Source organism: Roseixanthobacter pseudopolyaromaticivorans (genome assembly GCF_043195145.2).
Lineage (GTDB): Bacteria > Pseudomonadota > Alphaproteobacteria > Rhizobiales > Xanthobacteraceae > NCEH01.
The window spans coordinates 196,154-222,500 of sequence record NZ_CM195539.1; the positions used below are offsets into that span (position 1 = coordinate 196,154).

At 67.7% G+C, this 26,347-nt stretch carries 20 protein-coding genes (1 of these 20 only partly in view); 4 read left to right on the top strand and 16 right to left on the bottom strand.

The genetic code is table 11. The features are described 5' to 3' along the window. Positions 1-24 precede the first annotated feature (24 nt). Entirely contained in the window at positions 25-3,000 is a 2,976-nt protein-coding gene (locus V5F68_RS00885; protein WP_394012625.1) for a hypothetical protein, read from the bottom strand. A 78-nt stretch (positions 3,001-3,078) separates the two neighbouring features. Continuing rightward, entirely contained in the window at positions 3,079-4,098 is a 1,020-nt protein-coding gene (locus V5F68_RS00890) for a hypothetical protein (RefSeq protein WP_394012624.1), read from the bottom strand. A gap of 134 nt (positions 4,099-4,232) precedes the next feature. Here V5F68_RS00890 and V5F68_RS00895 point away from each other — a divergent pair, with 134 nt between their 5' ends. Together V5F68_RS00895 and V5F68_RS00900 are read left to right on the top strand one after the other, a co-directional pair. Then, positions 4,233-5,834: a hypothetical protein gene (locus tag V5F68_RS00895; protein WP_394012623.1), complete on the top strand. Its 1,602-nt coding sequence runs from the start codon at positions 4,233-4,235 to the stop codon at positions 5,832-5,834. Positions 5,835-5,935: 101 nt separating this feature from the next. Next, the gene (locus V5F68_RS00900; protein WP_509274626.1) at positions 5,936-6,805 is read left to right on the top strand and encodes a hypothetical protein; all 870 of its coding nucleotides are present in this window, start codon (positions 5,936-5,938) and stop codon (positions 6,803-6,805) included. A 7-nt stretch (positions 6,806-6,812) separates the two neighbouring features. Here the strand turns inward: V5F68_RS00900 and V5F68_RS00905 are convergent, their stop codons facing one another. The 6 genes from V5F68_RS00905 to ffh form a co-directional block, all read right to left on the bottom strand. Beyond that, a complete protein-coding gene (locus tag V5F68_RS00905; protein ID WP_394012621.1) occupies positions 6,813-7,640 on the bottom strand; it encodes an alpha/beta hydrolase in 828 nt (275 codons plus the stop codon). 131 nt (positions 7,641-7,771) lie between these two features. Then, entirely contained in the window at positions 7,772-8,173 is a 402-nt protein-coding gene (gene rplS / locus V5F68_RS00910; RefSeq protein ID WP_348847469.1) for a 50S ribosomal protein L19, read from the bottom strand. A gap of 177 nt (positions 8,174-8,350) precedes the next feature. Beyond that, complete coding sequence (gene trmD, locus V5F68_RS00915) at positions 8,351-9,052, bottom strand: tRNA (guanosine(37)-N1)-methyltransferase TrmD (RefSeq protein WP_394012620.1); 702 nt, start codon at positions 9,050-9,052, stop codon at positions 8,351-8,353. A 45-nt stretch (positions 9,053-9,097) separates the two neighbouring features. Further along, on the bottom strand, positions 9,098-9,640 hold the full coding sequence (gene rimM, locus V5F68_RS00920) for a ribosome maturation factor RimM (RefSeq protein ID WP_394012619.1): 543 nt from the start codon (positions 9,638-9,640) through the stop codon (positions 9,098-9,100). A 118-nt stretch (positions 9,641-9,758) separates the two neighbouring features. Continuing rightward, positions 9,759-10,142 carry a 30S ribosomal protein S16 gene (rpsP, locus tag V5F68_RS00925; protein ID WP_394012618.1) on the bottom strand — a complete coding sequence of 128 codons (384 nt, stop codon included), beginning with the start codon at positions 10,140-10,142 and terminating at the stop codon, positions 9,759-9,761. Positions 10,143-10,250: 108 nt separating this feature from the next. After that, the gene (gene ffh, locus V5F68_RS00930; RefSeq protein WP_394012617.1) at positions 10,251-11,786 is read right to left on the bottom strand and encodes a signal recognition particle protein; all 1,536 of its coding nucleotides are present in this window, start codon (positions 11,784-11,786) and stop codon (positions 10,251-10,253) included. Positions 11,787-12,080: 294 nt separating this feature from the next. Here ffh and V5F68_RS00935 point away from each other — a divergent pair, with 294 nt between their 5' ends. After that, on the top strand, positions 12,081-13,862 hold the full coding sequence (locus V5F68_RS00935) for an alpha-amylase family protein (protein ID WP_394012616.1): 1,782 nt from the start codon (positions 12,081-12,083) through the stop codon (positions 13,860-13,862). Between the two features lie 73 nt (positions 13,863-13,935). On the opposite strand, the gene V5F68_RS00940 is transcribed toward V5F68_RS00935, so the two are convergent. The 5 genes from V5F68_RS00940 to V5F68_RS00960 all read right to left on the bottom strand — a co-directional run bounded on the left by V5F68_RS00940 (position 13,936) and on the right by V5F68_RS00960 (position 19,066). Continuing rightward, positions 13,936-14,880: a hypothetical protein gene (locus tag V5F68_RS00940; RefSeq protein ID WP_394012615.1), complete on the bottom strand. Its 945-nt coding sequence runs from the start codon at positions 14,878-14,880 to the stop codon at positions 13,936-13,938. 128 nt (positions 14,881-15,008) lie between these two features. Beyond that, positions 15,009-16,436 (bottom strand): NAD-dependent succinate-semialdehyde dehydrogenase, encoded by a 1,428-nt coding sequence (locus V5F68_RS00945; protein ID WP_394013037.1) that lies wholly within the window; start codon positions 16,434-16,436, stop codon positions 15,009-15,011. Positions 16,437-16,592: 156 nt separating this feature from the next. Next, on the bottom strand, positions 16,593-16,814 hold the full coding sequence (locus V5F68_RS00950; protein WP_348847460.1) for a hypothetical protein: 222 nt from the start codon (positions 16,812-16,814) through the stop codon (positions 16,593-16,595). 138 nt (positions 16,815-16,952) lie between these two features. Then, entirely contained in the window at positions 16,953-18,272 is a 1,320-nt protein-coding gene (locus tag V5F68_RS00955) for a cobyrinic acid a,c-diamide synthase CobB (protein ID WP_394012613.1), read from the bottom strand. Continuing rightward, entirely contained in the window at positions 18,269-19,066 is a 798-nt protein-coding gene (locus V5F68_RS00960; protein WP_394012612.1) for an MOSC domain-containing protein, read from the bottom strand. Before V5F68_RS00960 ends, V5F68_RS00955 begins: the two co-directional genes overlap by 4 nt. 312 nt (positions 19,067-19,378) lie before the next feature. On the opposite strand from V5F68_RS00960, the gene clpB reads away from it, so the two are divergent. Continuing rightward, positions 19,379-22,015, top strand: a complete 2,637-nt coding sequence (gene clpB / locus V5F68_RS00965; RefSeq protein ID WP_394012611.1) for an ATP-dependent chaperone ClpB — start codon at positions 19,379-19,381, stop codon at positions 22,013-22,015. 152 nt (positions 22,016-22,167) lie between these two features. On the opposite strand, the gene V5F68_RS00970 is transcribed toward clpB, so the two are convergent. The 3 genes from V5F68_RS00970 to V5F68_RS00980 form a co-directional block, all read right to left on the bottom strand. Continuing rightward, complete coding sequence (locus tag V5F68_RS00970; RefSeq protein ID WP_394016434.1) at positions 22,168-23,538, bottom strand: IS1182 family transposase; 1,371 nt, start codon at positions 23,536-23,538, stop codon at positions 22,168-22,170. An 89-nt stretch (positions 23,539-23,627) separates the two neighbouring features. Beyond that, positions 23,628-24,548, bottom strand: a complete 921-nt coding sequence (locus V5F68_RS00975) for a hypothetical protein (RefSeq protein ID WP_394016422.1) — start codon at positions 24,546-24,548, stop codon at positions 23,628-23,630. A 95-nt stretch (positions 24,549-24,643) separates the two neighbouring features. Beyond that, on the bottom strand, positions 24,644-26,347 hold the 3' portion of the coding sequence (locus tag V5F68_RS00980; RefSeq protein WP_394016421.1) for a peptidoglycan DD-metalloendopeptidase family protein. It continues 300 nt past the right edge of the window; 1,704 of the gene's 2,004 nt are visible here — the last part of the coding sequence; its start codon lies off the right edge, out of view; the stop codon is at positions 24,644-24,646.

Consider the following 26,347-nt stretch of genomic DNA (forward strand, 5'->3'; position numbering starts at 1 on the left):
TGAAGCCAAGGCGCCGCTCTCGCGCTATTTTTCAACCCTGGCCGCGGCGAAGTCCATGATCCTTTTGCGCAGTGCAAAAAGTTCCAGGGGGGTCTTGGCATAGTCGCGCCAGTCCGCGGGAATGGCGGCGAACAGCTCGTCGCGCAACGCCTTGGCGGCCGGGTCGCTGGCGGCCTGCGCCTCCAGCCAGTGCAGCCACTGAAGGTCGCCCATGCCGTCGGCGGTCTCGATCAGCCGCGCATCCACCGTGGGCACCGGCTGGCAGCGGCTCGCACTGAGCGGGAGGATGGCATATTCGCTCTCGCGCCCATCGGTGGGGTCGCGCGGATCGGCGGTGAACGCGCGCGCATGCCATTGCAGATAGCCGCGCGCGCCGATCCGCCAGAACTGGAAACCGGCGGCGGCGCGATAATCCAGCATGTTGTAAAGCCAAGGGGTAACACCGCGGCCCTGCAGTTCCGCAAAGCCGGCGGCGCTCACCCCATAGCCGAAATTCACCAGCACCGTGTCGAATAGGCCCAGCAGCTTGCGATTGCTGGGATTGTTGAGCTGGCCGGCGAGCTGCGCCTGGGGCGCCTGGGCCTTCAGGGCATCGTGCACCCGTTGCAAAGCGGCAATGCCGGCCGGCTCGTCCGCCGGCTCGTCGGTGATCGCCCACAGCGGCGCGGGGAGGCCGGCGGCGGCAAGCTGTTTCTCTGCCGCCGCGACTTCGCCAGCCATCGCTGTGGTGCCGGCGGTCGCGTCCAGGCGCTTGACCGAGGTATAGTCGAGAAAGGGCGGCCGGAAGCCGGCGTCGCGCGCGAGGCGCGTCTGCTGGAGGTAGCGCGGCAGCTGCGCCGGCGTGGGCGTCACCAGATCTGGCGAGATGCCGGTCATGCCGAAGCTGCGCAAGGCGGCATAGTCGCAGGCCATTTCCCGGTCCGCCTGGTCGGGAGTGGGGCGGAACCAGGCTTCATAGGGCGGCGTGTTGAGATAATAGCCGATCGGCTCGGTGATCTGCGGCAGGGTGAGGGGCAGCACGTCCACCACCGCCGTCGCCGAGACCTGGGTGCCGGCGATATCCAGGGTCAGCGTCACCGGCAGCGGGCCGGCGGGCGCGTCGGCCGGCACGGTGAGCGTCACATTCAGCCGGCGCGGGATGCCGCTGGCGATGCGCAGCAAGGAGAGGTCGCCCTCCAGCACGTCGGAGGTGATGGCCAGGGCATTCTCACCGACACCGCGCCGCATATACGTCCATTTCCCCCAGCGCACCTGTGGCGTGATGCCGTTCGGCGCGGAAACGGACACATTGGCCGAGAGGTCGTCCACGTTGGAAAATGCGAGGAAATCCACCGACACGAGGCTGCCGCGCGCCGCGCGCACGCGGGTTTCCACCGGCAGGTCGGCGCGCCAGAAGGGATGCTGGCTGCGCGGCGTCCCCGCCGGCAAAGCGCGCAGGGTTACGCCCTTGGCAAGCGCCGGGTCCACCGGCTTGTCGAGCACCGGCCAGCGCTCGCCATAGCGCTGGCGCCGCCAGGCCTCCACCGCGTCCACGGCGGCCGTGCTGGCGCCGGGCGCGATCACCATGGCGGCGATATAGCCATTGTTCGGCGGCTGGTCGGAGGCCAGCTCCACTACGATCTTGCCGTCCACCACGGGCACGGTGGCGGTCACCAGCCCGCCGCGGTCGCGCGCATAGACCGACCAGGGATCGCCGTCGATCATCGCTTCCTTCCACAGGCCGCGCCGATACACTTGGTCGATCCATTCCTCGGGCGTGTAGTGCTGGTCGAGCACCACTTGCCCGTCGATGGTGATGGTGCGGTTCAGAGAATGGGGGAAATATTCCCATTCGCCCTGGTCCTCGGTCCAGAGCGATACGGTGGCGGTGGTGCTGCGGGTCCACGGCACGGTGATGGTGCGGATGCCATTGAGGCCGCTCGACAGCAAGGGATCATTCTGGGTGCGCACCAGCGCGCCGGCACCGGGGCTGAGGCGCGGATCGTTGGGCAGCACGGTTTCAAAGCCCGGCACCGCGATGTCGGGCGTTGGCGCGAACCTGAGGCCGAGCGCGCCTGCGGGCAGGGGATTGGCGTTCTCCACATGCACGTCGCCCAGCGCGATGCCCGGCTGGGGCGGGTTCACGAACACGATCAGCCGTTTGATCTGCGTGCGGTCGAGCCGGCGCTTCGAGGGCGTTACCCAGGAGGAGACCGGCGAGCGCAGCACGAACGGGCCGGGCGGCACCGTCTGCACCGCCGAGCCGCGCGAATGCCAGTCGGTCGAAGAGACGTCGTCGATGCGCAGATTGACCGTGAGCGGCTTACCCGTGGTGTTGTCGCCCTGCACCACCACTTCCTGCTCGGCGTCGAACGCGACTGGGGTAGCGAATTCCTGCACCGCCGTGGTGCGCGCGCCAGCCAGCCAGCTGCGCCCATCCGGTACGCTCGCGATCGCCGACGGTGGCGGCGGCGGTTCCGGCCGTGCGGCAGGCACCGGCGGCGCGATGGTGAGGGAGGCGAGCGTGGCGGCGGGTTCACCCTCGGGCGTGAACAGCAGCAGGCGGGTCAGCGCCGCCGGGTCCAGGCGCCGGCCGCCGGGCGTCTCCAGCGCGCCGAGCGGCACACGCCATTCGAACGCGCCGAGGGCAAGATCGCGTTCGTCATCGAAGCGCGACAGGCCGTCCACGGACTGGCCGTCCTCGATCCACAGCACCAGTTGCAGCGTGCGGCCGGTCGCGTTGCTGCCGTGGATCACCAGATCCTGCTCCGGCGGCACCGCGCGGGCCGGATCGAACCGCAGCTCCAGCGGCTGAGCGGTGGTGGTGGCGCTCGTGAGGAAGGGGGCTGACGGGTCCGCGGCGGGCGCGCCGGCGTCCGCTAAGGTCTGGACCTGTGCGGCGGTGCGTGACCCGCTCATGAGATCCGCGCGGAACACCAGCAGGCCGACGGCCGCGCTGCCGACGAGGCCGAGCAGGACGCCCCATCCGAAGCCCCCCGCCCACACATGCAGCCTGCCCATCGCACAGCTCCTGGCGCTCAAGCGCGCGTCTCGAATTGAGGCTTGGGGTTTGGTTCTGAGCCCGGTCGTGGGCGATGCTCAGGGCGTGAGGGTATCGAGCCGCAGTTCGCTCAGCATCACCGGGCCCTCGCCGTCGGTGACAAACACCACCACGCGGCGGATCTTCGTGCGGTCGAGCGGGGTCTTGGCGGGCGTGATCCAGGACGAGGCGGGCGCGCGCAGCACGAATGGGCCCGGCGGCACGCTGAGGCTGGTCTGGGCCCGCGAGTTCCAATCCTTGGAGGCGGCATCGTCCACCCGCAGGTTCACGGTCAGCGGCTTGTCCGAAGGGTTGGTGCCGGAGAGGATGAAGCCCTGGTTCGCGGCGACCGAAAGAGCGGGGCTAAATTCCTGCTCGGCCGTGGTCTTCGCGCCGCGCAGCCAGGATTGGCCGGCCGTGGGCGCAGGCTTTTGCGTCTCGATCTGCACGCTGTCGATATCGAGCACGCCTTTCTGCGAGAACACGACGATGCGGACGATGGAATTGATGTCCAGTTCTGCCTTGCCGGAGGTGGTGATGCCGTCGAACGGCACCCGCACCTCGAACGGCCCGGGCGCCACCGCATCGGTCCGGTTGTAGCGGCTGTTCCAATTGCTCGACTTGGCATCGTCGATGCGCAGGTTGAAGTCCACCGGCTCGGCGTTCATGTTGCGCCCGCGCACCACCAGTTCGTCATTGCGGGCAAAGGCGCGCGGCGGCGCGAACGCCTGCTCCAGCGCCGCTGTGGTGCGTGAATTGACGATAAAGGGCGGCGCCTTCGCTGCTGGCGCGGCGGCAGCCGGGGCGGGGGCCGGCGCGGCCAGCGGGGCGGCCTGCGGTGCCACCGGCGCAGCGGGTTTCGGGGCGGTGGAGGTCGGGCGGATCTCGGACGGACGGGTAGGCGCCGGTGCCTGCGGGGCTGATGCCACGGCCTGCGGAGCGGGCGGGGCCGGGCGTTCCATGGTGATGCGCTCGACGATGTCGGGGCGGAACAGCACGATCCCTGCTGTCGTGGCGCCGACGATGCCGAACACGGCGCCCCAGGCGAAACCGCCAAACCAGGTTTGGATCGCGCTCATGGCTTTGCTCCGCGCGGGCATGGACGGCGCCCTTGCCGGACTTTAGAAAGCCCTCGCGGCCTTCTGGCAAGGGGCTTCGTGACGCGGGGGTGTTTGTGGCGCACAAGGGCGGGGACGACCGGATCAGGGCGCTTGTGGGCTCCGCCCTCCAAGCGCTGCTGTTCGCCATTTTCGCGGCCTTCGTCATGGTGCTGCTGGCGCTCCAGCAACGTGCGTCCGGCGCCTATTTCGCAGAATTTTCCGCGACCGAGGCGCAGGAGGCGGGGCATTATGTCACCGGCCTTCTTTTCGCGGATTATGTGCGCGCGCACTTTCCGCCTTTGTTCGCCTTCATCGAGACCTTCTTCCTGCAGTATCCGCGGGTCGCACTGGGGCTGAACCCGCCGCTTTATTATCTGCTGGAAGGCGCGTGGTTTCTGGCGGTTTCGCCTTCGACGCCCGCCGCCCTGGTGCTGCCCTGCCTCATGGCCGCGATTCTGGTGGTGAGCGCCGGTTTCGTCACCGCAGGCCGGCTCGGCCCGCTGCCCGGGGTGGCGGTCTGCGCGGTGCTGCTCGCCTTGACGCCGCTGCGGGAGGCGATTCTCGTCGTTTCGCTGGATATGCCGGCGGCGCTGCTCGCCTTTCTCGCGGCGCTGGCCTTCTGGCGCTATCTGGAGACCGGCGGATGGGGCGCTGCGGCGGGTTTCGGCCTGCTGGCGAGCGCGGCCATGCTCACCGATTTCGGCATGATCGTGCTGGTTCTCCTGCCACCGCTCGGCGTGTTGGTCGCCCGGCGCCTGCGCCTGATGCGCCGCGCCGGATTTTATCTGCCTTACGCGCTCATGCTGGTGCTGGCGGGTCCTTGGATCGTCGGCACCTATCCCCTGGTGGCGGGGCATTTTGCCGGCGGATGGGGGCTCGGCTTCGCGCGAATCGCCGCGCCCTTCTATGGCACGGCGCTGACGGCGGGCCTGACCTCGCTCATCCTCGCCCTGGCTGGGTTCGGCGCGCTGTCGGCCCTCCTCTCCGGCTGGCGGGACGGGGCCGCACCCGCCAACCTGTTCGCGGCCCTGACCGCGTTCGCTGGAACGGTGTTGCTCGGCTGCGTCCTGGTGCCGCTCACCCCCGACGCCCGCCATCTCCTGCCGGCAGTGGTGCCCCTGGTGATGCTCGCGGCCTATGGCGGCATGCGCCTGATCGGCCTCGTAACCACCGGATGGCCGACCTTGTCCGGGCTGATGGTGTCCATGGTGATGCTGCTCGCGGCATTGCCGGCGCTCCTCACGCCCCTATCGAAAGCGCCGATCGGCATGATCCCCGCGGCCCGCGCGATTCTGGAGCGGGGCGCCGCGGCCCCACTGATCCTGGTCGCCGCGGACGAGAAGGGGGAAGGCGCGTTGATCGCCGCCGTCGCCCAGCAGGATACGGCCCGCACCGCTTTCGTGGTGCCCGTCCGGCGCCTTCTGGCCTCGATGCCCGCGCCGGGCACCGACGGCCAGGCGACTGCCCGCATGCTGAGCGACAGCGGAGTGGCCTTCCTGGTCCTGGAGACGACCCCTGCCGCGGCGGCGGTGCCGCAGACCGCGCAGGTGCGCGCCGCGCTGGAGGGGGCGGCGGAGGCGTTCAAGCTCATCGGCACCTATCCGCGCGCCGACGGCAAGGGCGAGGTGCGCCTTTACGGCGTCGCGCAGAACGAGGGCCGGGGGGTGGACCCCGCGGGCCTGCGGCACCTGCTATTGCCGAGGGCCGGCGGATGACCAGTGACATTTGCTTACAAACGGCGCCTTGACGGCGGGCGGCTCGCCCGCGAAAACGCGATCCCATGCGCGCGTTAAGGCATTATTCACCACAGGAATGGATGCGGGCCGCACCGCTGGCGCATGGCGCCCGGCGGGGGCGCAACATTCTCGTGGATCTCGTCTATCGCCGGTTCCGCGCGCCCGGCCAGGACGAGGTGCAGCGCGCCCTTGCCGCGTATCGCGGCGGCACGCTGGCCTTCACCATCGCCTTCAACCTGCCGGAAGCCATCGCGCTGCTGTCCGAGGCGATGGCCCATTTCCTGCCGGGCACGCCGCTGGTGGTGTGCGACAATTCCAACAATGCGCAGGCCCGCGCGCGCATCGCCGCCTTGTGCGCCCGCCGCGGCCACATCTATTGCCCGCTGCCGCGCGCCCCTCTCGGGCAATTCAGCTCGAACGGCTCGCGCAGCCACGCGGTGGCTTTGAACTGGATCTATCACAACCTCATCCGGCCCGCCGCGCCCAAGGTGTTCGCGCTGCTGGACCATGACCTCGTGCCGCTCGCCATGGATGATTTCGAAACCCGCGTCACCGCCCAGCCGGCCTACGGCATGGTGCGGCACGGGGAGCGGTTCGGCTGCTGGTTCCTTTGGCCCGGCTACAGCGTGTTCGATTATGCCGCCACCGCCGCAATGGCGCTGGATTTCGGCACCGACACGCCTCTGACCCTCGATACCGGCGGGCAGAACTGGCATCGCCTGTATCGGCGGATGCCGCTGGAGAGCATCCGCCACGCGCAGACGCGCGAGGTGTATCTCCCGAACGAGGTGGGCGGCCGCGAGCCATATCTGCTGACCGACACATGGCTGCACGTGGGCGGCGCGGGCCATCGCGGCGGCGGCGCTGCGGCCCTCGCCCGCGTGCGCGGTGCCTTCGAGGCAGACCCCGACGGCCTTCTTGCGCGCCTGCTGGAAAGCGCCGCCACTTGAGGCCGCTTTATTTCAGATGGGCATCGATCCACGCCGCGATCGCCGCGACCGTGGTGTCCTCGATCCGGTAATAGCCGTGTGGGGAGAGCGAGCCGCAGGGTTTGCTCTTCAGCACCCCGCCGGAGACGCTCAGCAAGCGCACGGATGGCGCGTGCGTGAGCTGCGCCACGATCTTCGGGGCGTCCTGCGGCGGAGCGACGAAACAGGCATCGTCGGTGTTGGCGACCACCAGAACGGGCACATTGACTTGCTCAGGATGGGCGTCGAACACGGTTTCCCCGCTGCCGCCGAGGCGCGAGACCGATTCCGTGAGCACCAGCCCGGCGATTTCCCCCTCTCGCAGATCGGCTGCCGCATTCATCGCGGCGATGGAGCCCTGGCTCGTTCCCATGAGGATCACCGGCCCGCCGGCATGCCCCTTGGCGAAGGCGACCAGCGCGCGGACGGTCTGCGCATAGGCCGGAGTGCTGCGCCGGCCGCGCAGGGTGCGGTCGCCGGCGGCGTCCGGAATGAGCACGGCATATCCGCGCGCGAGCCACAGCGCGCGGGTGCGCACGAGGAAGTTGGCCGGATGCGCCAAAGTGCCGTCGCACCGGATGCCGACCTTGCCGGCGCCTCCGGGCAGCATCAAAAGGGTGGCGCGGGGTGTGGGCGGCGACAGTAGGACGAGGCGCTGCGCTTCGCCGTTCACCGCCAGATCGCCCACGGTCACGCGGGCGGCACCGTCCTGGCGTGTCGCGATATCCCCGCCGCACCGGCCCTGCGGCTGCGCCGCCAGCGGCGTGGCGAGCGAAGCCAGGGCAAGGGCAAGCGGGATGAGCGCCAAGCATTTCATGCCGGCGATCCTAGCGCAGAAGCACGCCGCGCGGCATCGCTCCGCGGTGCCGGCACGGCGGCAATAAAAAACGCCGCCGGGCGAACCCGACGGCGTGAAAAGCGCGCCGAACCTTCAGGCTCGGCGAGGTCTCACTTCGAAGCGGACTTGATCTTCTTGCCGCTCTCGTCGCGGCGATCGGTGCGCTCGGCGATACGGGCGGACTTGCCGCGGCGGTCGCGCAGATAATAGAGCTTCGCGCGGCGCACCTTGCCCCGGCGCACCAGCTTGATGGAATCGATCAGCGGCGAATAGACCGGGAACACGCGTTCCACGCCTTCGCCGTAGGAAATCTTGCGGACGGTGAAGCTCTCGTTGAGGCCGCCGCCGTTGCGGGCGATCACGACGCCTTCATAGGCCTGCACGCGGGTGCGCTCGCCTTCCACGACCTTCACATTGACGATCACGGTATCGCCGGGCTGGAAGTCCGGGGTGGGCCGCTTTTCAGCGAGGCGGGCGGCCTGTTCTGCTTCGAGGGTCTGAATGATGTTCATGTGTCACCAACTTTCATGCGGTCGCCATACGCCGCCAGCCCGAGGACTGGGTTGCCCCGGCGCCACATCGTGTCGTTTTAAATTAGGGGGACGGCGCGGCTATACCGCAGAACGCTGCGCCTGTCATGCCCTTTGTTCATGCAGGCGTCACACGCGCATCGGGCGCGCGCCGCGCCGTCACATCCCGTCCTGATCGTCCGGGCCGAGCAGGTCGGGCCGACGCGCGCGCGTCGCCTTCACCGCTTCCGACCGGCGCCAGGCGCGGATACGGGCGTGATCGCCGCTGGTGAGCACGTCGGGGATCGGCGTGCCCTCGAACAGCTGCGGGCGGGTGTATTGGGGATATTCCAGCAGGCCGGCGGAGAAGCTCTCGTCCGTTCCGCTCTCGATCCTGCCCATGACGCCGGGAATGAGCCGCACGCAGGCATCGAGCAGAAGCAGCGCCGCGCTTTCCCCGCCGGAGAGCACCACGTCGCCGACACAGATTTCCTCCAGCTGGCGCGCGGCGATCACGCGCTCGTCCACGCCCTCAAACCGGCCGCACAGGATCACCGCGCCAGGGCCCGCCGAGAGGTCGCGCACCCGGGCCTGGGTCAGCGGGCGGCCGCGCGGGGTCATGAGCAGGCGCGGGCGGGGATCGCCTTCGGGGGAGACCGCATCGATGGCAGCCGCGAGCACGTCGGCGCGCATCACCATGCCGGGGCCGCCGCCGGCCGGGGTATCGTCAACGGAGCGGTGCCTGTCGTGGGCATGGTCGCGGATCTGCACCGCCTCCATCGCCCACAGGCCCGCCGCCAGCGCCTTTCCGGCCAGCGCATGGCCGAGGGGGCCCGGAAACATCTCGGGATAGAGGGTGAGAACGGAGGCGCGAAACATCATGGCGCTGTGATGGGGGAAGGCGGCCGCGGCGTCAAATGGCGCTGCCTATTCCTCGCCTTCCTCGACATCGTCGCTGGCGCCTTCCGGCGGCGCTTCCTCCTCGGTGTCCTCCACCACCACGACCCGCCGGGCGGCAAGGTCCACCACCGGCACGGCGGCTTTGGTGAAGGGCACGAGGCGGGTCTTGCCGCCGCCCTCGGGCAAATATTCGAGAATGTCTCCGGCGCCAAAATCGTGCAGCGCGGTCACCGCGCCGAGGCGCGTGCCGGCCTCGTCTTCCACCGCGAGGCCGATGAGGTCAGCATGATAGAAGGCGTCCTCTTCCGGTGGCGGCAGGTCGGCGCGGGCCACGAACAGGTCGGTATTGGTCAGGGCCTCGGCGGCGGTCCGGTCAGCCACGCCGTCGATGCGGGCGACGAAATGATCCTTCGCCTCACGCAGGGAGAGGATGCGGATGCGCTTGCCGCCGGCGGTGGAAAGCTTGTAGCGCCGTAGCGCGAGGGGGTCCTCGCCGAACGCGAACAGGCGCACCTCGCCCCTCACGCCGTGGGGCGCGCCGATACGGGCGATCAGGATTTGGTCTGTCATGGAATGCTTCTGCCAGATCGCCGGGCGGTCCGGGCGAAGAAAGGCGGGGGCGCTTCCAAAAGGTGGAAGCGCCCTGCCGGGTCGTCAGGGCGTCGGACGCAAGGCCCGGCGCAAAGCCTCACTCGGCGGAGGCTTCCGTGCCGGCGGCAGCGGCAGCAGCCGCAGCTTCCGCGGCCTTGGCACGCTCGGCGGCGCGCTCCTGGGCCTTCTTGCCGGGCTCGCCCTTCTTGGGGTTGGAGCGGGCGTCGCGCTTGAGCAGGCCCTGGGCATCGAGGAAGCGGGCCACGCGGTCGGTGGGCTGGGCGCCCTTTTCGAGCCAGGCCTTGGCCTTCTCCACGTCGAGCACGACACGTTCGGCCGAATCCTTGGCGAGAAGCGGGTTGAAGGTGCCGATCTTCTCGATGAAGCGGCCATCACGCGGCGAACGGGCGTCGGCGATCACGATGCGATAATAGGGCCGCTTCTTGGCGCCGCCGCGGGCGAGCCGGATCTTCAGGGACATTTTGGTCTTCCTTTCAAAACTCTGTCTTTAGGTTCGTCGGTATTTTCCAGCGCCGCGCGCCGTGCCCCGAGCATCCGGGGCGGGCGGCGGCGAGAATGGAGTGAAACGCTATTTCTTCTTCGGCCCCCCGAGCCCGGGGAGACCGGGGCCCTTGGGCAGGCCGGGGAATTTGGCCGGAAGGCCGCCGCCCAGGCCCGGAAAATTCGGCGGGAGACCGCCGCTGCCGGCGCCGGGCATGCCGCCCGGCATCTTTTCCGCCATCTGCTGAAGCATTTCCGGCGAGGGGCCGCCGGCGCCGATGCCGAACATGCTAGCGAGGCCCGCCATGGGGCCGCGCTTTCCGGCCGCGCCGCCCATAGCCTTCATCATGTCGGCCATCTGGCGGTGCATCTTCAGCAGGCGGTTGATCTCCTCCACCTTGGTGCCGGAACCGGCCGCGACCCGGCGCTTGCGCGAGGCATCGAGCACCTTCGGGTTGCGCCGCTCCTGGCGGGTCATGGAATTGATGATGGCGGTCTGCCGCTTGAAGACCTTGTCGTCCAGATTGGCCGAGGCGATCTGGTTCTTCACCTTGGCGATGCCAGGCAGCATGCCGAGCACGCCAGTCATGCCGCCCATCTTCTGCATCTGGGCCAGCTGGTCGCGCAGGTCCTCGAGGTCGAATGCGCCCTTGCGCATCTTCTCGGCGACCGCCTTCGCCTTCTCGATGTCGATATTCTCGGCGGCTTTCTCGACCAGGGCGACCACGTCGCCCATGCCGAGGATGCGTCCGGCCACGCGGCGGGGATCGAAATCCTCCAGCGCGTCCATCTTTTCGCCAGTGCCGAGCAGCTTGATGGGCTTGCCGGTGACCGCGCGCATGGAGAGCGCCGCGCCGCCGCGCCCGTCGCCGTCCGCGCGCGTCAGGACGATGCCGGTGATGCCGACCCGGCCGTCGAAGGCCTTGGCGGTGTTCACCGCGTCCTGGCCGGTGAGGCTGTCGGCCACCAGCAGGATTTCGTGCGGGTTGGTGGCGGCCTTCACCTCGGCCACCTCCGCCATCAGCGCTTCGTCGAGCGTGACGCGGCCCGCGGTGTCGAGCATGACGACGTCGTAATTGCCGAACTTCGCCGCCTCGATGGCGCGCTTGGCGATCTGCACCGCGCTCTGGCCCGGAACGATCGGCAAGGTGGCGACGCCGACCTGCGTGCCGAGGGTGGCGAGCTGCTCCATGGCGGCGGGGCGGCGGGTGTCGAGCGAGGCCATCAGCACGCGCCGCTTGCCGCGCTCGGTGAGGCGCTTGGCGATCTTGGCGGTGGTGGTGGTCTTGCCCGAGCCCTGGAGGCCGACCATCAGCATGGGCACGGGCGCGGCGGCGTGCAGGTCGATCGGATCGGCGTCCGAACCCAGCACGGCCACCAGCTCGTCATGGACGATCTTGACCACCATCTGGCCGGGCGTCACCGACTTGATGACTTCCGCACCGACAGCGCGGGCGCGCACCTTGTCGGTGAATTCGCGCACCACATCGAGCGCCACGTCCGCTTCGAGCAGGGCGCGCCGAACCTCGCGCATGGCTTCGGCGACGTCGGCCTCGGTGAGTGAGCCGCGACGCTTGAGCTTGTCGAGTATACCGCCGAGGCGGTCGGAAAGGCTGTCGAACATGGGTCCGTCCGGTGATCTCCGGCTCATCGCCGAAGGGCTTTCCCCAAGCACGGGCGCAACGCAGATCACGCCCGAGGGCGCACAGCGCTGTCGGGCGGGGACCTCCGGGCTCTCGGCCCGGTCGGCTGGATCGGCGTTGCCGTCCTTGAGAAGGGCGCGTTCTTAGCACCGACACGGCGGAAGGGCAATGGCGGGCGGCGCACTGGCTTCCAGCCGCCCCAGGAAGATCCACGGGAACCATCGCCACCGCAAGCGGTTGCCCGTGTGGCGCATCGGGCGCCGGGGTGCGCGCCCATGATCAACGACTTGTGGTATAAAAACGCGGTTCTTTATTCCCTCAACGTCAGCACCTTCATGGATTCCAACGGCGACGGGGTCGGGGATTTTCCCGGCCTGATGCGGCGCCTGGATTATCTCCACGGCCTCGGCGTGACGGCGGTGTGGCTGGCGCCGTTCCAGAAATCCCCCGGCCGCGACGACGGCTACGACATCTCCGATTATTATAGCGTCGATGAGCGCTACGGCACCTTGGGCGACTTTGTGGAATTCACCCATGCCGCCAAGCAGCGCGGCATGCGGGTGCTGATCGATCTCGTCGTCAACCACACCTCGGACCAGCACCCCTGGTTCAAGGAGGCGTGCGCCGATCCCCATTCCATGTATCGCGACTGGTATGTCTGGTCGAAGACCAAGCCAAAGAATGCCAACGAAGGCATGGTTTTTCCCGGCGTGCAAAAAAGCACCTGGACCCGGAACGCCGAGGCCGGTGCCTATTATTTCCATCGCTTCTACGATTTCCAGCCGGATCTCAACACGCAGAATCCGCAGGTGGTGGCGGAAATCCTGAAGGTAATGGGCTTTTGGATCGAACTCGGGGTCAGCGGCTTTCGCATGGACGCGGTGCCGTTCGTCATCGCGGAGAAGGGGCCCAGCGTGACCAAGCCGAAGGAGCGCTTCGAGCTGCTGCGCACCTTCCGCGAGTTCCTGCAATGGCGCCAGGGCGATTGCATCGTGCTGGCGGAGGCGAATGTGCTCCCCGAGGTGAATTTCGACTATTTCGGCCGCGACGGCGACCGCATGCACATGATGTTCAATTTCCAGGTCAACCAGGCCTCCTTCTATGCCCTGGCGGCGGCGGACGCGGCGCCGCTGAAAAAGGCCATGCTGGCCACCAAGGGCCGTCCGGCGACCGCTCAATGGGGCCAATTCCTGCGCAATCACGACGAGCTGGACCTCGGCCGCCTGGGCAAGGCGGAGCAGGCGGAGGTCTTCGCGGCCTTCGGTCCCGAAAAGAACATGCAACTCTACGACCGCGGCATTCGCCGGCGGCTGGCGCCCATGCTCGAGGGCGACCGCTCGCGGCTGGAACTGGCCTATTGCCTCATGTTCTCGCTGCCGGGAACGCCGGTGCTGCGCTATGGCGACGAGATCGCCATGGGGGACGACCTTTCCCTCCCGGAGCGCAATTGCGCCCGCACGCCCATGCAATGGTCCACCGAGCCGAACGGCGGGTTCACCAAGGGCCAGACGCCGGTGCTTCCGGTGATCAGCGAGGGGCCCTACGGCTATTCCCACGTGAATGTCGCGGCGCAGCGGCGCGATCCCAATTCCTTCCTCAACTGGATGGAACGCATGATCCGCATGCGGACGGAGATGCCGGAAATCGGCTGGGGCGATTTCAAACTGCTGGAAACGGGAAATCCCGCCGTCCTCGCCGTCCGCTACGACTGGCGCAACAATTCGGTCGTGACCATCCTCAACCTGTGCCCCTCGCCGCTGGAGATCGAGCTGGATGTGGAGATGGGCGAGGAGGGCAATTCGTTGGTGGACGTGCTCGCCAACAGCCACAGCGAGGCCGACAGGAGCGGGCGGCATTGCGTTTATCTCGAGGGCTACGGCTATCGCTGGTACCGCGTCGGCGGGCTCGATTATCTCTTGAAGCGCAGCGATATCGGCATTCCCGAGCGCAACTGGGCCCGCGCGTCAGATGAGACGAAAAGCGCCGCGCGGGGCAAGCCAAGGAAAGCGCCGAAAGCGCGGAACGGAAAAGCGAAGGCCAGCAAAAAGGGGAAGTGAGAACGCCGCAGACGGTAATCGCGCGTCGCTCGTGATTTGGCGCGCGCATCGCCGTGCGCCGCGGCGCGCGGGGTCATTTTCCGGAGAACGGGCCGAAGACCATATCCGGGGCGCTGGTATTGTGGCGCGACGGCACGAGGCGGCCCGCCCATAGGTCCAGCACCGGGCCGCCCTTGAAATCCAAAATGTCGCCTTCGCCCCAGCCCTTCATGCCGGGTGCGCGCCAGGCGACCCGCGCCACGTCGGCGTTGAAGGCGGTGACGTACATGGAGCGCAGCGCCGCGAACGGCTTCCCTTCCACCGCGGCGTCGAAGACCACATCCAGCACCATCTCGTCACGGTCGAGACCCTTTACGGAAAGCCGTGCCGATCCGCCGCCTGCGAACGCAAGGGTGAAGGTGCGCGTCGCCGGATCGAAGGCGATCTCCTTCAGCTTCACCAGGGGCCGTCCCTCGGTCTCCACCGGGCCGAGCAGGAAGGAGGTGCCATAGGCGGTGTTGGCGAGATGGGCGGGGGTCAGCGGGCGGGCGCGCCAATAGCCATCGGGCGGATAGACCACCAGCACCTCTTCGGCGCGCTCGTCCCTGCGCACCCAGAGCTGCACCATGTGCAGGCCCTGCGTGACCGTGTCTCCCACCCGCACAGGAACGTCGGCGGGACGCCAGAAGGCCGGAAAGGTGTAGCCGGTGAGCCAGAGGTCCGGCGTCTCGAAGAAGGTGACCCGCTTCGGCGCGGCCGGGAAGGCGGGGTCGCCGCTCATGTCGCAGGCAGTCCAATTGGGTTCGGTGCGGTCGGCGACGAGGGCGCCGAGATAGGCCGGATGCACCGCCTGGATGCGGAACCGGCGCACCTCGGGGGAGGAGAAGGTCAGCGCCACATTATCCTTCTCCGCGCACAGCACCGGCTCGCTCTCGTTGCGCACCTTAACCGCCAGCGGCTCAGCATGGGCGGGCCAAGCGGTGGCACTCATCACGATCAGAAGAAGTGCGGCGCAGGCGCGCAAGGGGAGAAGCGGCATGGCGGTTTCCGGGAATGAGCGGTCGGCATCGGACGGGATCAGAAAAGCACGTCCCGTCGCGCGGGCGCCATCTCCAACGAAAAGGGGCGCCGTAGCGCCCCGCCTCATTCCGTAGGGTGCCTGCTGGCTCAGAGGCCGGCGATGCACATGTACTTGATGTTCAGATACTCGTCGCAGCCGTATTTGGAGCCCTCGCGGCCGACGCCGCTCTCCTTATATCCGCCGAACGGCGCGACTTCGGAGGTGATGACGCCGGCATTGACGCCCACCTGGCCATATTCCAGCGCCTCGGCCACCCGGAACGCACGGCCGAGATCCTTGGTGAAGAAATAGCAGGCCAGGCCATATTCGGTGGCATTGGCGAGCCGGACAGCCTCTTCCTCGGTCTCGAACTTGAACACCGGGGCCATGGGGCCGAAGATTTCCTCGCGAGCGAACGCCATGTCGGCGGTGGCGTTGGCGATCACGGTCGGCTCGAAGAAGGTGCCGCCGAGCTGGCTGCGCTTTCCGCCGGTGACGACCTTGCCGCCCTTGTCCACCGCATCTTTCAGCAGGCGCTCCACCTTGGCGACCGCCTTCTCCTCAATCAGGGGACCTGCCACCACGCCGTCGTCGAAGCCGTTGCCGATCTTCAGCTTCTTGGAGGCGGCGGCGAATTTTTCGACGAATGCGTCATAGACGCCGGCCTGGACATAGAAGCGGTTGGTACACACGCAGGTCTGGCCGGAATTGCGGTATTTGGAGGCGATGCCCTGCTCCACGGCCAGGTCCACGTCGGCATCGTCGAACACCAGGAAGGGCGCGTTGCCGCCGAGTTCCATGGAGATCTTCTTCATCGTGTCGGCGGACTGCTTCATGAGCAGCTTGCCAACGGGCGTGGAGCCGGTGAAGGTCACCTTCTTGACGATCGGGTTCGAGGTCATCTCGCCGCCGATGGCCTTCGCGTCGCCGATGATGATGTTGATGACGCCCGCCGGAATGCCGGCCTTCTCCGCCAGCACGCCCCAGGCGAGGCCCGAATAGGGGGTGAGCTCGGAGGGCTTGCACACCACGGTGCAGCCCGCCGCCAGCGCCGCGCCGATCTTGCGCGACAGCATGGAGGAGGGGAAGTTCCACGGGGTGATCGCCGCGACCACGCCCACGGGCTCCTTCGTGACGAGGATGCGGCGGCCGGCCCAGGGGGAGGGGATCACGTCGCCATACAGGCGCCGGGCTTCCTCCGCGAACCACCGCACGTAAGCGGCCGAAGCGCCGATTTCGCCACGGGCCTCGGCGAGCGGCTTGCCCTGCTCGCTGGTCAGGATGGAGGCAAGCTCTTCCTGGTTGGCGAGGATCAGGTCTGCCAGCTTGTGCAGCAGGGTGGCGCGCTCCGCGGCGGTCTTGGCGCGCCAGGCGGGCAGCGCCTTCGCGGCGGCTTCAATGGCCCGCCGCGTTTCCGCTGCGCCTGCGTCCGGCACCGTCCCCAGCAGGTCGCCGGTGGCCGGGTTCGATACGGTGATCGTGCTGCCGCTGTCGGCGTCGATCCATTGTCCGGCCACGAGGATCTGTTCGCGCATCAGGGGGAAGGCGGGCGCATTGCCGGGGATGGGGGCGAGAGCGGGCATTGGGTGCTCCTGAGGATACGGGTCTTTGAACAAGCAAAAGTGTCCGAACAGCCGCACCGTGTGCGGGGCGGCCTCGGGCAAGGCGGATGTGAGGTTGCGTACCGCCGGTCAGCGAACGCAGGTGATCGAATGCAGCGGGACGATCTGTTCCTTCTGATTCTCGCCGCCGGCGATCTGGCACCGCAGATAATCACGGCCGACGCTTAGCGGGGCATAGCCGGTGATGGTCGTGCCGCCGACCACCTGAATGATGATCGCCTGTCCGGCTTTGGCCCCCGCAATTTCCAGGATGGCCTCGCGAAAATCGTCGTCCTTCATCTGACACCGCATGTGGCGCTCCCCTTCGGGTCTGCGTTTCCTCGGTTGGCCGTTCCGGCTCTCTCACGACGCGAAGTATAGCGCCGATACCGTCGGCTAGACATGCGGTAAGCGCAAATCTTCACAAAGAGGTCTGTGCGGCGCGTGCGCCTATGCCGTGGGGGCGATGGCGTGGAAGAAGGCGCCTGTCACCGTTCCCCGCCGGCTGCCGGAGGGGCCGAGCGGCTGGTCCTGGGAATCGCTCAGCTCCGCCAGGGGGGCGTCGGCGCCGCGCGTGAGGATGGTGGCATAATGGAATTCGTGCCCGCGCACGCGCCCGCCCGCGGCGCCCAGCGGGGAGGGGGCGATCAGGCGCGCCTCGCGATAGCCGAGGTTCATCTTGCGCTTGGCGAAGCTGGTCTCGAGGCCGAGCAGGCCGAGCATCTCATGCGCGGTGCCCGAGGCGTCGGTGAGCGCCGCGCCGAGGGCCATGTAGCCTCCGCATTCCCCATGCACCGGCTTTGCCCGCGCGAATGCCCGCACGCCGGCCTTGAAGCGTGCCGCCGCCGCCAGCGTGCCGGCGTGGAGCTCGGGATAGCCGCCCGGCAGCCAGCAGACATCGCAGCTCGGGTCCGGCGCTTCGTCGGCGAGGGGCGAGAAGGGCAGGATCTCCGCGCCCCTCTGCCGCCAGGATTGCAGCAGGTGCGCATAGACGAAGCTGAAGGCCGCGTCCTGCGCGAGCGCGATCCGCTGGCCGGGCGGCGGCAGGTTCGGCGCCCCGTCGTGCGCGGGCAGGGCGGCGAGCGGCGCGGCGAGGGTGCGGATGGCGTCGAGGTCGCAATGGGCTTCCGCCATGTCCGCGAGCGCCGCATAGCGGGCGGCAAGGTCCGCATGCTCCCCCGCCTGGACGAGGCCGAGATGGCGCTCGGGCAGCACCAGGGTGTCGGTGCGGGGAATGGCGCCGAGCACCGGCAGGCCGAGCGGCGCCATGGATTGGGTGACGAGGCGGGTATGCCGTTCGCTGCCGACCCGGTTGAGGATCAGCCCGCCGATCCGCACGCGCGGATCATGGGTGGCAAAGCCGCGCGCCACGGCGGCGGCGGTTTGCGACTGGCCGGAGACATCGAGCACCAGCAGCACCGGGATATTCAGGAGCGCGGCCACATCCGCGCCTGCGCCGGAGCGGCCCTCCATGCCGGGCACGCCGTCGAACAGGCCCATGGCCCCTTCCACCACCAGCAGTTCGCCGCCCGCCGCCGCGTCCGCCGCGAGGGTCTCCAGCAGTGTGGGCGGCATGGCCCAGCTGTCGAGATTGAGGCCGGGCCGGCCGGTGGCGGCGGCATGGAAGGCGGGGTCGATATAGTCAGGCCCCGATTTTGCGGCGCGCACCTTCACCCCGCGTCGCGCGAAGGCGGCGAGCAAGCCGAGCGTGACCGTGGTCTTTCCCGAGCCCGATCGCGGAGCGGCGATGAGCAGGCCGTGGGCGCTCATGCGAGGTCGAGGCGCGGTTGCACCAAGCGAATGGCGTCGCCCGGCGCGATGCGCCCACCGGCCACCACCTTGGCATAGATGCCGCAATCGGTGTGGCCGTAGCTCTTGGCGAGGCCCTTCACGATATTGAGGTCGCGCTCGGCGGTGGTGGGATTGACGCTGGTGGCGGCACAGCGCTCGGTGCGCTTGAGCACTTCCAGGCGCACCTGATCGCCGATAGCCAGGGTGTGGCCCGCAAGCTCCAGCTCGGCGCCGGCCGGCAGACCGTCCAGATGCAGGTTCATGCGGAAGCGGATGGGATCGATCTCAGCGCCCATCTTCGCCTCCAGGTCGCGCACACTGGCGAGATTAAGCAGCGAGACGAAGCCCGCGCGGAGGGAATCCATGAAGCGGTGGCCGTCCGGAGCGGTGAGCAGCTTCAGCGGGCCGCGGGCCTCGCTGTCCATGAAGCGCGTGAGGAAATTCTCGATAGCCGCCCGCCCGGCGTCGGTGGAGAGATCGCCCCGCGCGAGTTCCGCACCATCCCTCGAGAGGGTGAACACCTTGCTGGCGGGATCGTAGCGCGTGCGCAGGGCGGCGATGCGGGCATTGCGCATGAGCACCACGAAGGCGGTCTTTTCCTTATAGGCGGGCGCGGCGGGATCGAAGCCGCTCGGGCCGTTCTCCACCGCATAGAGTCGGTCGCCGGGAAAGAAATGGCCGGCCTGCAGTTGCACGGACTCCATCGGTTCGGGAGAAAAGCCCTTCACCGGATACCGGTTGATGGCGATGAGGGTCGCGGCCGGCGCGCTCATGGATAGGGGTCCTCGACTGGCGCAATGTCTATGGCTCGCATTGCGGTGCGGTCGGGTCAAGGGTGGTTCGGCACGGCGCCGTCCGCCGATGCGCAAGCGTGTGATCCGCATCAAGGCGTCCCTGCGCCCGCGGTAGAAAATTCCCGCCGACGGAGGGGTATCACCCCCTTCCGCTGTGCATCCGGCATCCCCACATCCCCTTACGGCGGCGCGCCAAGCGCGACCGCTGCGGCGGCCGGGGATACCGGAGCCGCATCCGATCGTTCTCCGTCGTGCTTTTTCGAGGCGACGGGGGCGCCGAGGAGGAACGATATGAATTTCGAAATCTACACCGAACGCGCGCGCGGTTTCGTCCAGTCGGCCCAGTCGCTCGCGGTGCGCGAGGGCAATCAGCAATTCGCGCCCGAGCATCTGCTGAAAGTGCTGCTCGATGATCCCGAGGGCCTATGCTCCGGTCTCATCCAGCGGGCCGGCGGCAACCCGACCCAGGTGCGCGACGAGGTGGAAGCGGCCCTGCGCAAGCTGCCCAAGGTCCAGGGCGGCTCCGGCCAAGTCTATCTCAGCCAGCCGTTGGCGCGCGTATTCGAGGCGGCCGAGCAGGCGGCCAAGAAGGCGGGCGACGGTTATGTTACCGTCGAGCGGCTTTTGCTTGCCCTCTCCATCGAGAAGGAGACCGAGGCCGGCAAGATTCTCGCTCGCACCGGCGTGACGCCCCAGAATCTGAATGCCGCCATCGAAGCGCTGCGCAAGGGCCGGACCGCCGATACGGCGACCGCCGAGAACGCCTATGACGCGCTGAAGAAATATGCCCGCGACCTCACCCAGGCGGCGCGCGACGGCAAGCTCGACCCGGTCATCGGCCGCGACGAGGAGATTCGCCGCACCATCCAGGTGCTGGCGCGCCGCACCAAGAACAATCCCGTGCTCATCGGCGAGCCGGGCGTTGGCAAGACCGCGATCGTGGAGGGCCTCGCCCGCCGCATCGTCGATGGCGACGTGCCGGAAAGCCTGAAGAACAAGAGCCTGCTCGCGCTCGACATGGGCTCGCTCATCGCCGGCGCGAAATATCGCGGCGAGTTCGAGGAGCGCCTGAAGGGCGTTCTGAACGAAGTGCAGTCGGCCGAGGGCGGGATCATCCTGTTCATCGACGAGATGCACACGCTTGTCGGCGCCGGCAAGACCGACGGCGCGATGGACGCCTCCAATCTGCTCAAGCCCGCCTTGGCGCGCGGCGAGCTGCATTGCGTCGGCGCGACCACGCTCGACGAATACCGCAAGCATGTGGAGAAGGACGCGGCGCTTGCCCGCCGCTTCCAGCCCGTCTTCGTCTCCGAGCCCACGGTGGAGGATACCGTCTCCATCCTGCGCGGCTTGAAGGAGAAGTATGAGCTGCATCACGGCGTGCGCATCACCGACAGCGCGCTCGTGGCGGCGGCAACGCTTTCCAACCGCTACATCACCGATCGGTTCCTGCCCGACAAGGCCATCGACCTGGTGGACGAGGCCTCCTCACGCCTGCGCATGCAGGTGGATAGCAAGCCGGAGGCGCTGGACAATCTCGACCGCGAGATCGTGCGTCTGAAGATCGAGCAGGAGGCTCTGAAGAAGGAGACCGACCAGGCGTCGAAAGACCGCCTGAAGCGGCTCGAAAAGGAACTGGCGGATCTTGAGGAGCGCGCCTCCGTTCTGACCTCCAAATGGAAGGCGGAGAAGGAGAAGCTTGGCACGGCGACCACGCTCAAGGCCAAGCTGGACCAGGCGCGCGCCGATCTCGCGACCGCGCAGCGTCAGGGCGAATACCAGAAGGCGGGTGAGCTGACCTATTCGGTGATCCCGGATCTGGAGAAGAAGCTGGCTGCCGTGGAAGCCGCAGGCGACAAGGGCGGCACCATGGAAGAGGCGGTGACGCCCGACCATATCGCCGGCGTCGTCTCCCGCTGGACCGGCGTGCCGGTGGACAAGATGCTGGAGGGCGAGCGCGAGAAGCTGCTCAAGATGGAACTTGAGCTGGCCAAGCGCGTCATCGGCCAGGACGAGGCGGTTACCGCCGTGTCCACCGCCGTGCGCCGCTCGCGTGCCGGACTGCAGGACCCGAACCGGCCCATCGGCTCGTTCCTGTTCCTCGGCCCGACCGGTGTCGGCAAGACCGAACTGACCAAGGCGCTGGCGAACTATCTGTTCGACGACGACACTGCCATGGTGCGCATCGACATGTCGGAATACATGGAGAAGCATTCCGTGAGCCGGTTGATCGGCGCGCCTCCGGGCTATGTCGGCTATGAGGAGGGCGGCGCCCTGACCGAAGCCGTGCGGCGCCGGCCTTACCAGGTGGTGCTGTTCGACGAGGTGGAGAAGGCCCATCCGGACGTCTTCAACGTTCTGCTCCAGGTGCTCGACGACGGGCGCCTGACGGACGGGCAGGGACGCACGGTGGACTTCCGCAACACGTTGCTGGTGATGACCTCGAACCTCGGGGCGGAATATCTCTCCGATCCCCGCCAGCCGGTGGGCTTCGGGATTCCCGGCCACGAGGGCGAGAAGGTGGTCTCCGACGACGAGGCGTATGAGCTGGTGATGGGAGCGGTGCGGCGCCACTTCCGCCCGGAATTCATCAACCGCATCGATGAGATCGTCATGTTCCACCGCCTGAAGCGGGACCAGATGGCGGGCATCGTCGATATCCAGATGGGCCGGCTCGCCAAGCTGCTGGAGGATCGCAAGATCGTCCTCGACCTCACCCCCGAGGCCCGGACTTTCCTCGCCGACAAGGGGTACGACCCAGCCTATGGCGCGCGTCCGCTGAAGCGGATCATCCAGAAGCTGGTGCAGGACCCGATGGCCGAGAAGATCCTGGCCGGCGACATCCTGGACGGCACGCGCGTGCGGGTCGGCCTGGAGGGTGGCCGCCTGACCTTCGCCAACGAGGGGCCGGTCGAACAGGCTGCCTGACGCAGCAGGTTTGCTTCGCACCATTGAGGGCCCTCCCACCGGGAGGGCCCAGACCGCTGACAAACCCCGTCGATTTTTCGGCGGGGTTTTGTTTTGTTGGCGTCGGGCCGGTTTGGCTCGGGCGTGGGGGGATTTTGAAGGGGAAGCGGGGGTCAGGCTGGGTTGGCCTTTGCTGGATCGGTGGCGATTGCGATCTTCTTGATGTTCTGGGCGGCGGCTGCCAGCAGACACTGGACCTGGACCCGCACCAGACCGCGGAAGCGGGCATAGCGGTGGCCGAAGAGCTGCTTGGCATCGGCGAAGGAGCGCTCCACGGTCTCCTTGCGCCGGGCATAGACGAGCTTGCCCCAGGCGGTCAGGCGGTGGGCGTCCACCCGCTCGCGGGCGTCCTGCCAGACATGGCGGGTGAGGGTGCGCTCGGCCTTGGCATTGCTGGTGCAGGAGGCCAGCAGCGGGCAGGCGCGGCACAGCTTCGGATCCGAGCGATAGTGGCGATAGCCGGTCCGGTCGGTGGTGGCGTAGGTGAGGCTCTGGCCCTGCGGGCAGCGATAGCTGTCGGTGCCGGCCTCATAGGTGAAGCGGGAGGTCCGCATCATGCCTGGCCGCGGCGGGGTCGGGGTGCGATAGCCCGTCACCCCGGCGATGCCGCGCGCCTCAAGCCCATGGGCGATCGCCGCGCTGGCATAGCCCGCATCCAGGCCGACGGTGGCGACCGGCAGGCCGAAACGGGCGCGCTGGCGGTCCAGGCGCTCCAGATAGGGGATGCTGTCATGCACATTGGCCGGCGTGGCGAAGCTATCGGTGATGATGCCGAGCCGACCGTCCACCGTGCGGTGGTCGAGATAGAAGAAGCCCTTGGGCTTGCCCTCCCGCACCATGTAGCCGCTGTCGGGATCGGTGCGGCTGACCTTGGTGGGCTTCACCGGCGGTTCGCGCGGCGGGGCGGGCGGCAAAGGCGGCTGGCCATGGGCGGCGCGATCGTCTTCCACCGCCGCGTCCAGCTCGGCCCAGTAGGCCGCGCGGGACTTGGCCGCCGGGACGATGTCGTGGCGGTTCTTGTTGGCGCTGGCCTTCAGGTGGGTGGAATCGGTATAGAGCGTGCGCCCCTCCACCAGCCCCAGCCCCATGGCCTGCTCGACGATGCGGTCGAAGATCGCCTGCGCCACCCGCTCGTCCTGATAGCGCCGGCGGCGGTTCTGCGACAGCGTCGAGGCGTCGAACACCTTCTCCCGCAGCGACAGCCGCAGGAACCAGCGATAGGCGACGTTCACCTCGATCTCCCGCACCAACTGGCGCTCCGAGCGGATGCCGAACAGGTAACCGAGGAACAGCGCCTTGAACATCAAGGTGGGATCGAGCGGCGGCCGGCCATTGTCGGCGCAGTAGAGCGGCGCCGTCAGATCGTGGATGAAGGTAAAGTCCACCGCCGCATCGATCCGCCTCAGGAGGTGATCCTTCGGGACCAACTCGTCCAGCGTCACGATCTCAAGGGCGGTCTGGGCGGGAGCAGGACGGCGCAGCATGTCCCAGTCAATCAAAAACCCCCGGCTCACGCCAGGGGTTTGTCAGCGGTCTGGGCCCTCCCACCGGGAGGGCCCTTTTTTGTCGCCGGTCAGTTTCCGCGCATCATCTGCAACAGCGCCTCGGCTTTCCTGCGAACTGCGGCAAACTGCGGCTGGGCCACGATCTCCCGCGTATAGCATGCGCGCACCGCGGTGGCCCCCTCGTCCCTCAAGGCGTTGGCCTTGTCCCACCGTGGATCGTCCGTCCCTTTCCCACCTTTCTGGACCGCGGCAAACAAAGCGTTCGCCCTGGATTCGAAGTCCTTCCACACCTTGGTGCAGACGGGGATGAGCTTGGACGCCTCCGGAACAGGGGTCGTGCCGACGCTCACCCGGCCGCCGGAACGACGGCCGATCACGATCACATCGGGGGGCACGTTGCCGATATCGCCCTGGGCGAACAACCCGAGTGCGGCATGGAGTGCTTCGCCGTCCTGCGCGGTCAGGGGCAGAGCCACATATCCCTCAAAGGCGGCATCGCTGCCGGTGGCCTGGGTATAGAAGGGATCCCACTTGAGTGCACTGTCCAGCCCTTCGCCCGCCCGCAGGCCAAGGTTCTCCGCCTCATGGCCCACCCAATTGGCGAGCACGGGCTCTGGCGAGACGAAGATGCGCGTCTCATATTTTGCGTCATGGAACAGCAGCCCGTCCGGGCGCCCGCTTTCCAGATCACCGTCGTACAACGCGCCCGGCGAAAAGGTGGGTTTCTTTTCCAGCCCCTTGAAGGCGAGCGGACCGAGCAGCACCGTCATCTGCTTCAGAAGATCGGCGCGGGCGCGCTCGTCCTGCTTGACGACGGCATCATTGTCCGCTCCCGCCTTTTCCGCGGCGGCGATGGCGGCGACATATTTGTCGCGCGATGCGATGTAGGCGTCGTCGGCCGGTCCGCCAAAGCTTGCTGCGGGCAGCGCAGCGGCCAGCACCAGAACGCAGGCGATCCGCCGGCCGGCACGGGGCATACGGGTTTTCATGAATAAGCTCGCGGTTCGCGCCTGGGCAGACCGCGAGCTTATCCGAAGATGCCGGACGGGAACACAGGAGGGCGAGGGCGCTCCGTGTTACCGGCTTATTTGGAACGGCTGGTGCTCGCGGCAGAGGCCACCTTCGGCGGCACCGGGGCATGGCTGAGCAGCAGCTCGATGCGCTCGCGCTCCTTGCGGAACTCGGCCAGGAACCGCCCGTCGAGCGCCCGCCCGCGCGGCAGCTTCACGCGCATGGGATCCACGAACGAGCCGTTGATCTTCACCTCATAATGCAGGTGCGGGCCGGTGGAGAGGCCGGACGAGCCGAGATAGCCGATCACCTGGCCTTGGCGCACCTGCACCCCTTCGCGAATGCCCTTCGCGAAGCCGGATTGGTGGGAATAGGTGGTGACATAGCCGTTGGCGTGCTGGATTTCCGTGTGGCGCCCGTAGCCGGATTTCCAATTGGCGTAGATGATCGTGCCGTTGCCGGCCGCATAGATGGGCGTGCCCACCGCGTCCGCCCAATCGACCCCCGTATGCAGCTTGGAATAACCGAGAATGGGATGGCGGCGATATCCGAACGGCGAGCGCATGATGCCGCCAGCCATGGGTTTGCGCACCAGGAACTTCTTCGCGCTCTTGCCGTCCTCGTCGTAATAATCGACCAGCCCGTCGTCAGAGGTCTGGAAACGGTAATAGCGGCGCGTCTCGCCATTGGTGCTGAGCGCGGCGAACAGCACTTCCTCGTCGCCGCCATCCTCGGTGTAGAGCACCTCGAAATTGTCGCCTGGCTTCACCCGGCGCTGGAAGTCCACGTCGAAGGAATAGACGCGCACCAGATCGGCGATGATATTGCGCGGCACTTCATTGCGCAGCGCCGTTTCATAGAGGCTGTCATAGAGGCGGATGCCGGGACCGTCGTCATCGTCGTCCACGTCTTCGGAAATGCCGCCCACGTCGGTTTCGGTCGGCTCGGCCACCTGCACGAACTTGTCGTTGTCCGCCTTCGCCACCGTGCCCTCGTGGCCGGCGTCGCTGAAGAGGGAGATGCGCAGCGGATGGGTCTTCTTGTCGGTGCCTTCTTGGGTGAGCAGCCGCAGGCGGAGCCCGTCCTTCACCGTGCCGTCCCGGCCACGGCCGAATACGGCGGCGGCTTGGCGTGCCTCATCCTGGCTGACGCCATTGTCGACGAGGATCGAGACGATGGTGTCACCCTTCTTCACCAGCACCGTCTGATCAGACCATGCGTTGCCGCCCGAGGTCTCGTCGGAGGTCTTGCCCAGGAAGCTGACGTTCTCCGGTATGTCCACCTTCGGGGCGATGCCGGCTGCGGTGGGATAATTGCCGTCGGTCGCATAGGCGAGATAGGGCGCGGATGCTCCGGGGGCGCCGGGCTTTCCGCCGAGGCCTGTGAAGGCGGGCGGTAGGCTTGCGGCAAGCACCGGTTGCGCGCGGGCGAGCTCCGCCACCTCGCGCACCTTTACCAGAACGTCCTCCATCGCAACCGCTGCGCCATATTTGAGGTTGGGCGGCGCATTGGAGAGGTCGCGCATAACGACGGTGACTTCTCCCGTGGGTTCGGCCTGCGGTGCGGCCTCTTCCTTGTCCACGGACTGCGAGACGATCTGCGCAGGATTGAAGCGCGGAATGTTCGTGGAGACGCTGGTCGTCGACATGGCGAGGTTGGCCGTCACGCGGGTGAAGGGCCGAACCTTGATGATCTCCTTGTCGCCCACCTTCGTGGTGACCGACAGGCGGAACGTCTGGCGTGCGGTGGAGGCTTCCGCCAGCAGCGACATGCGATC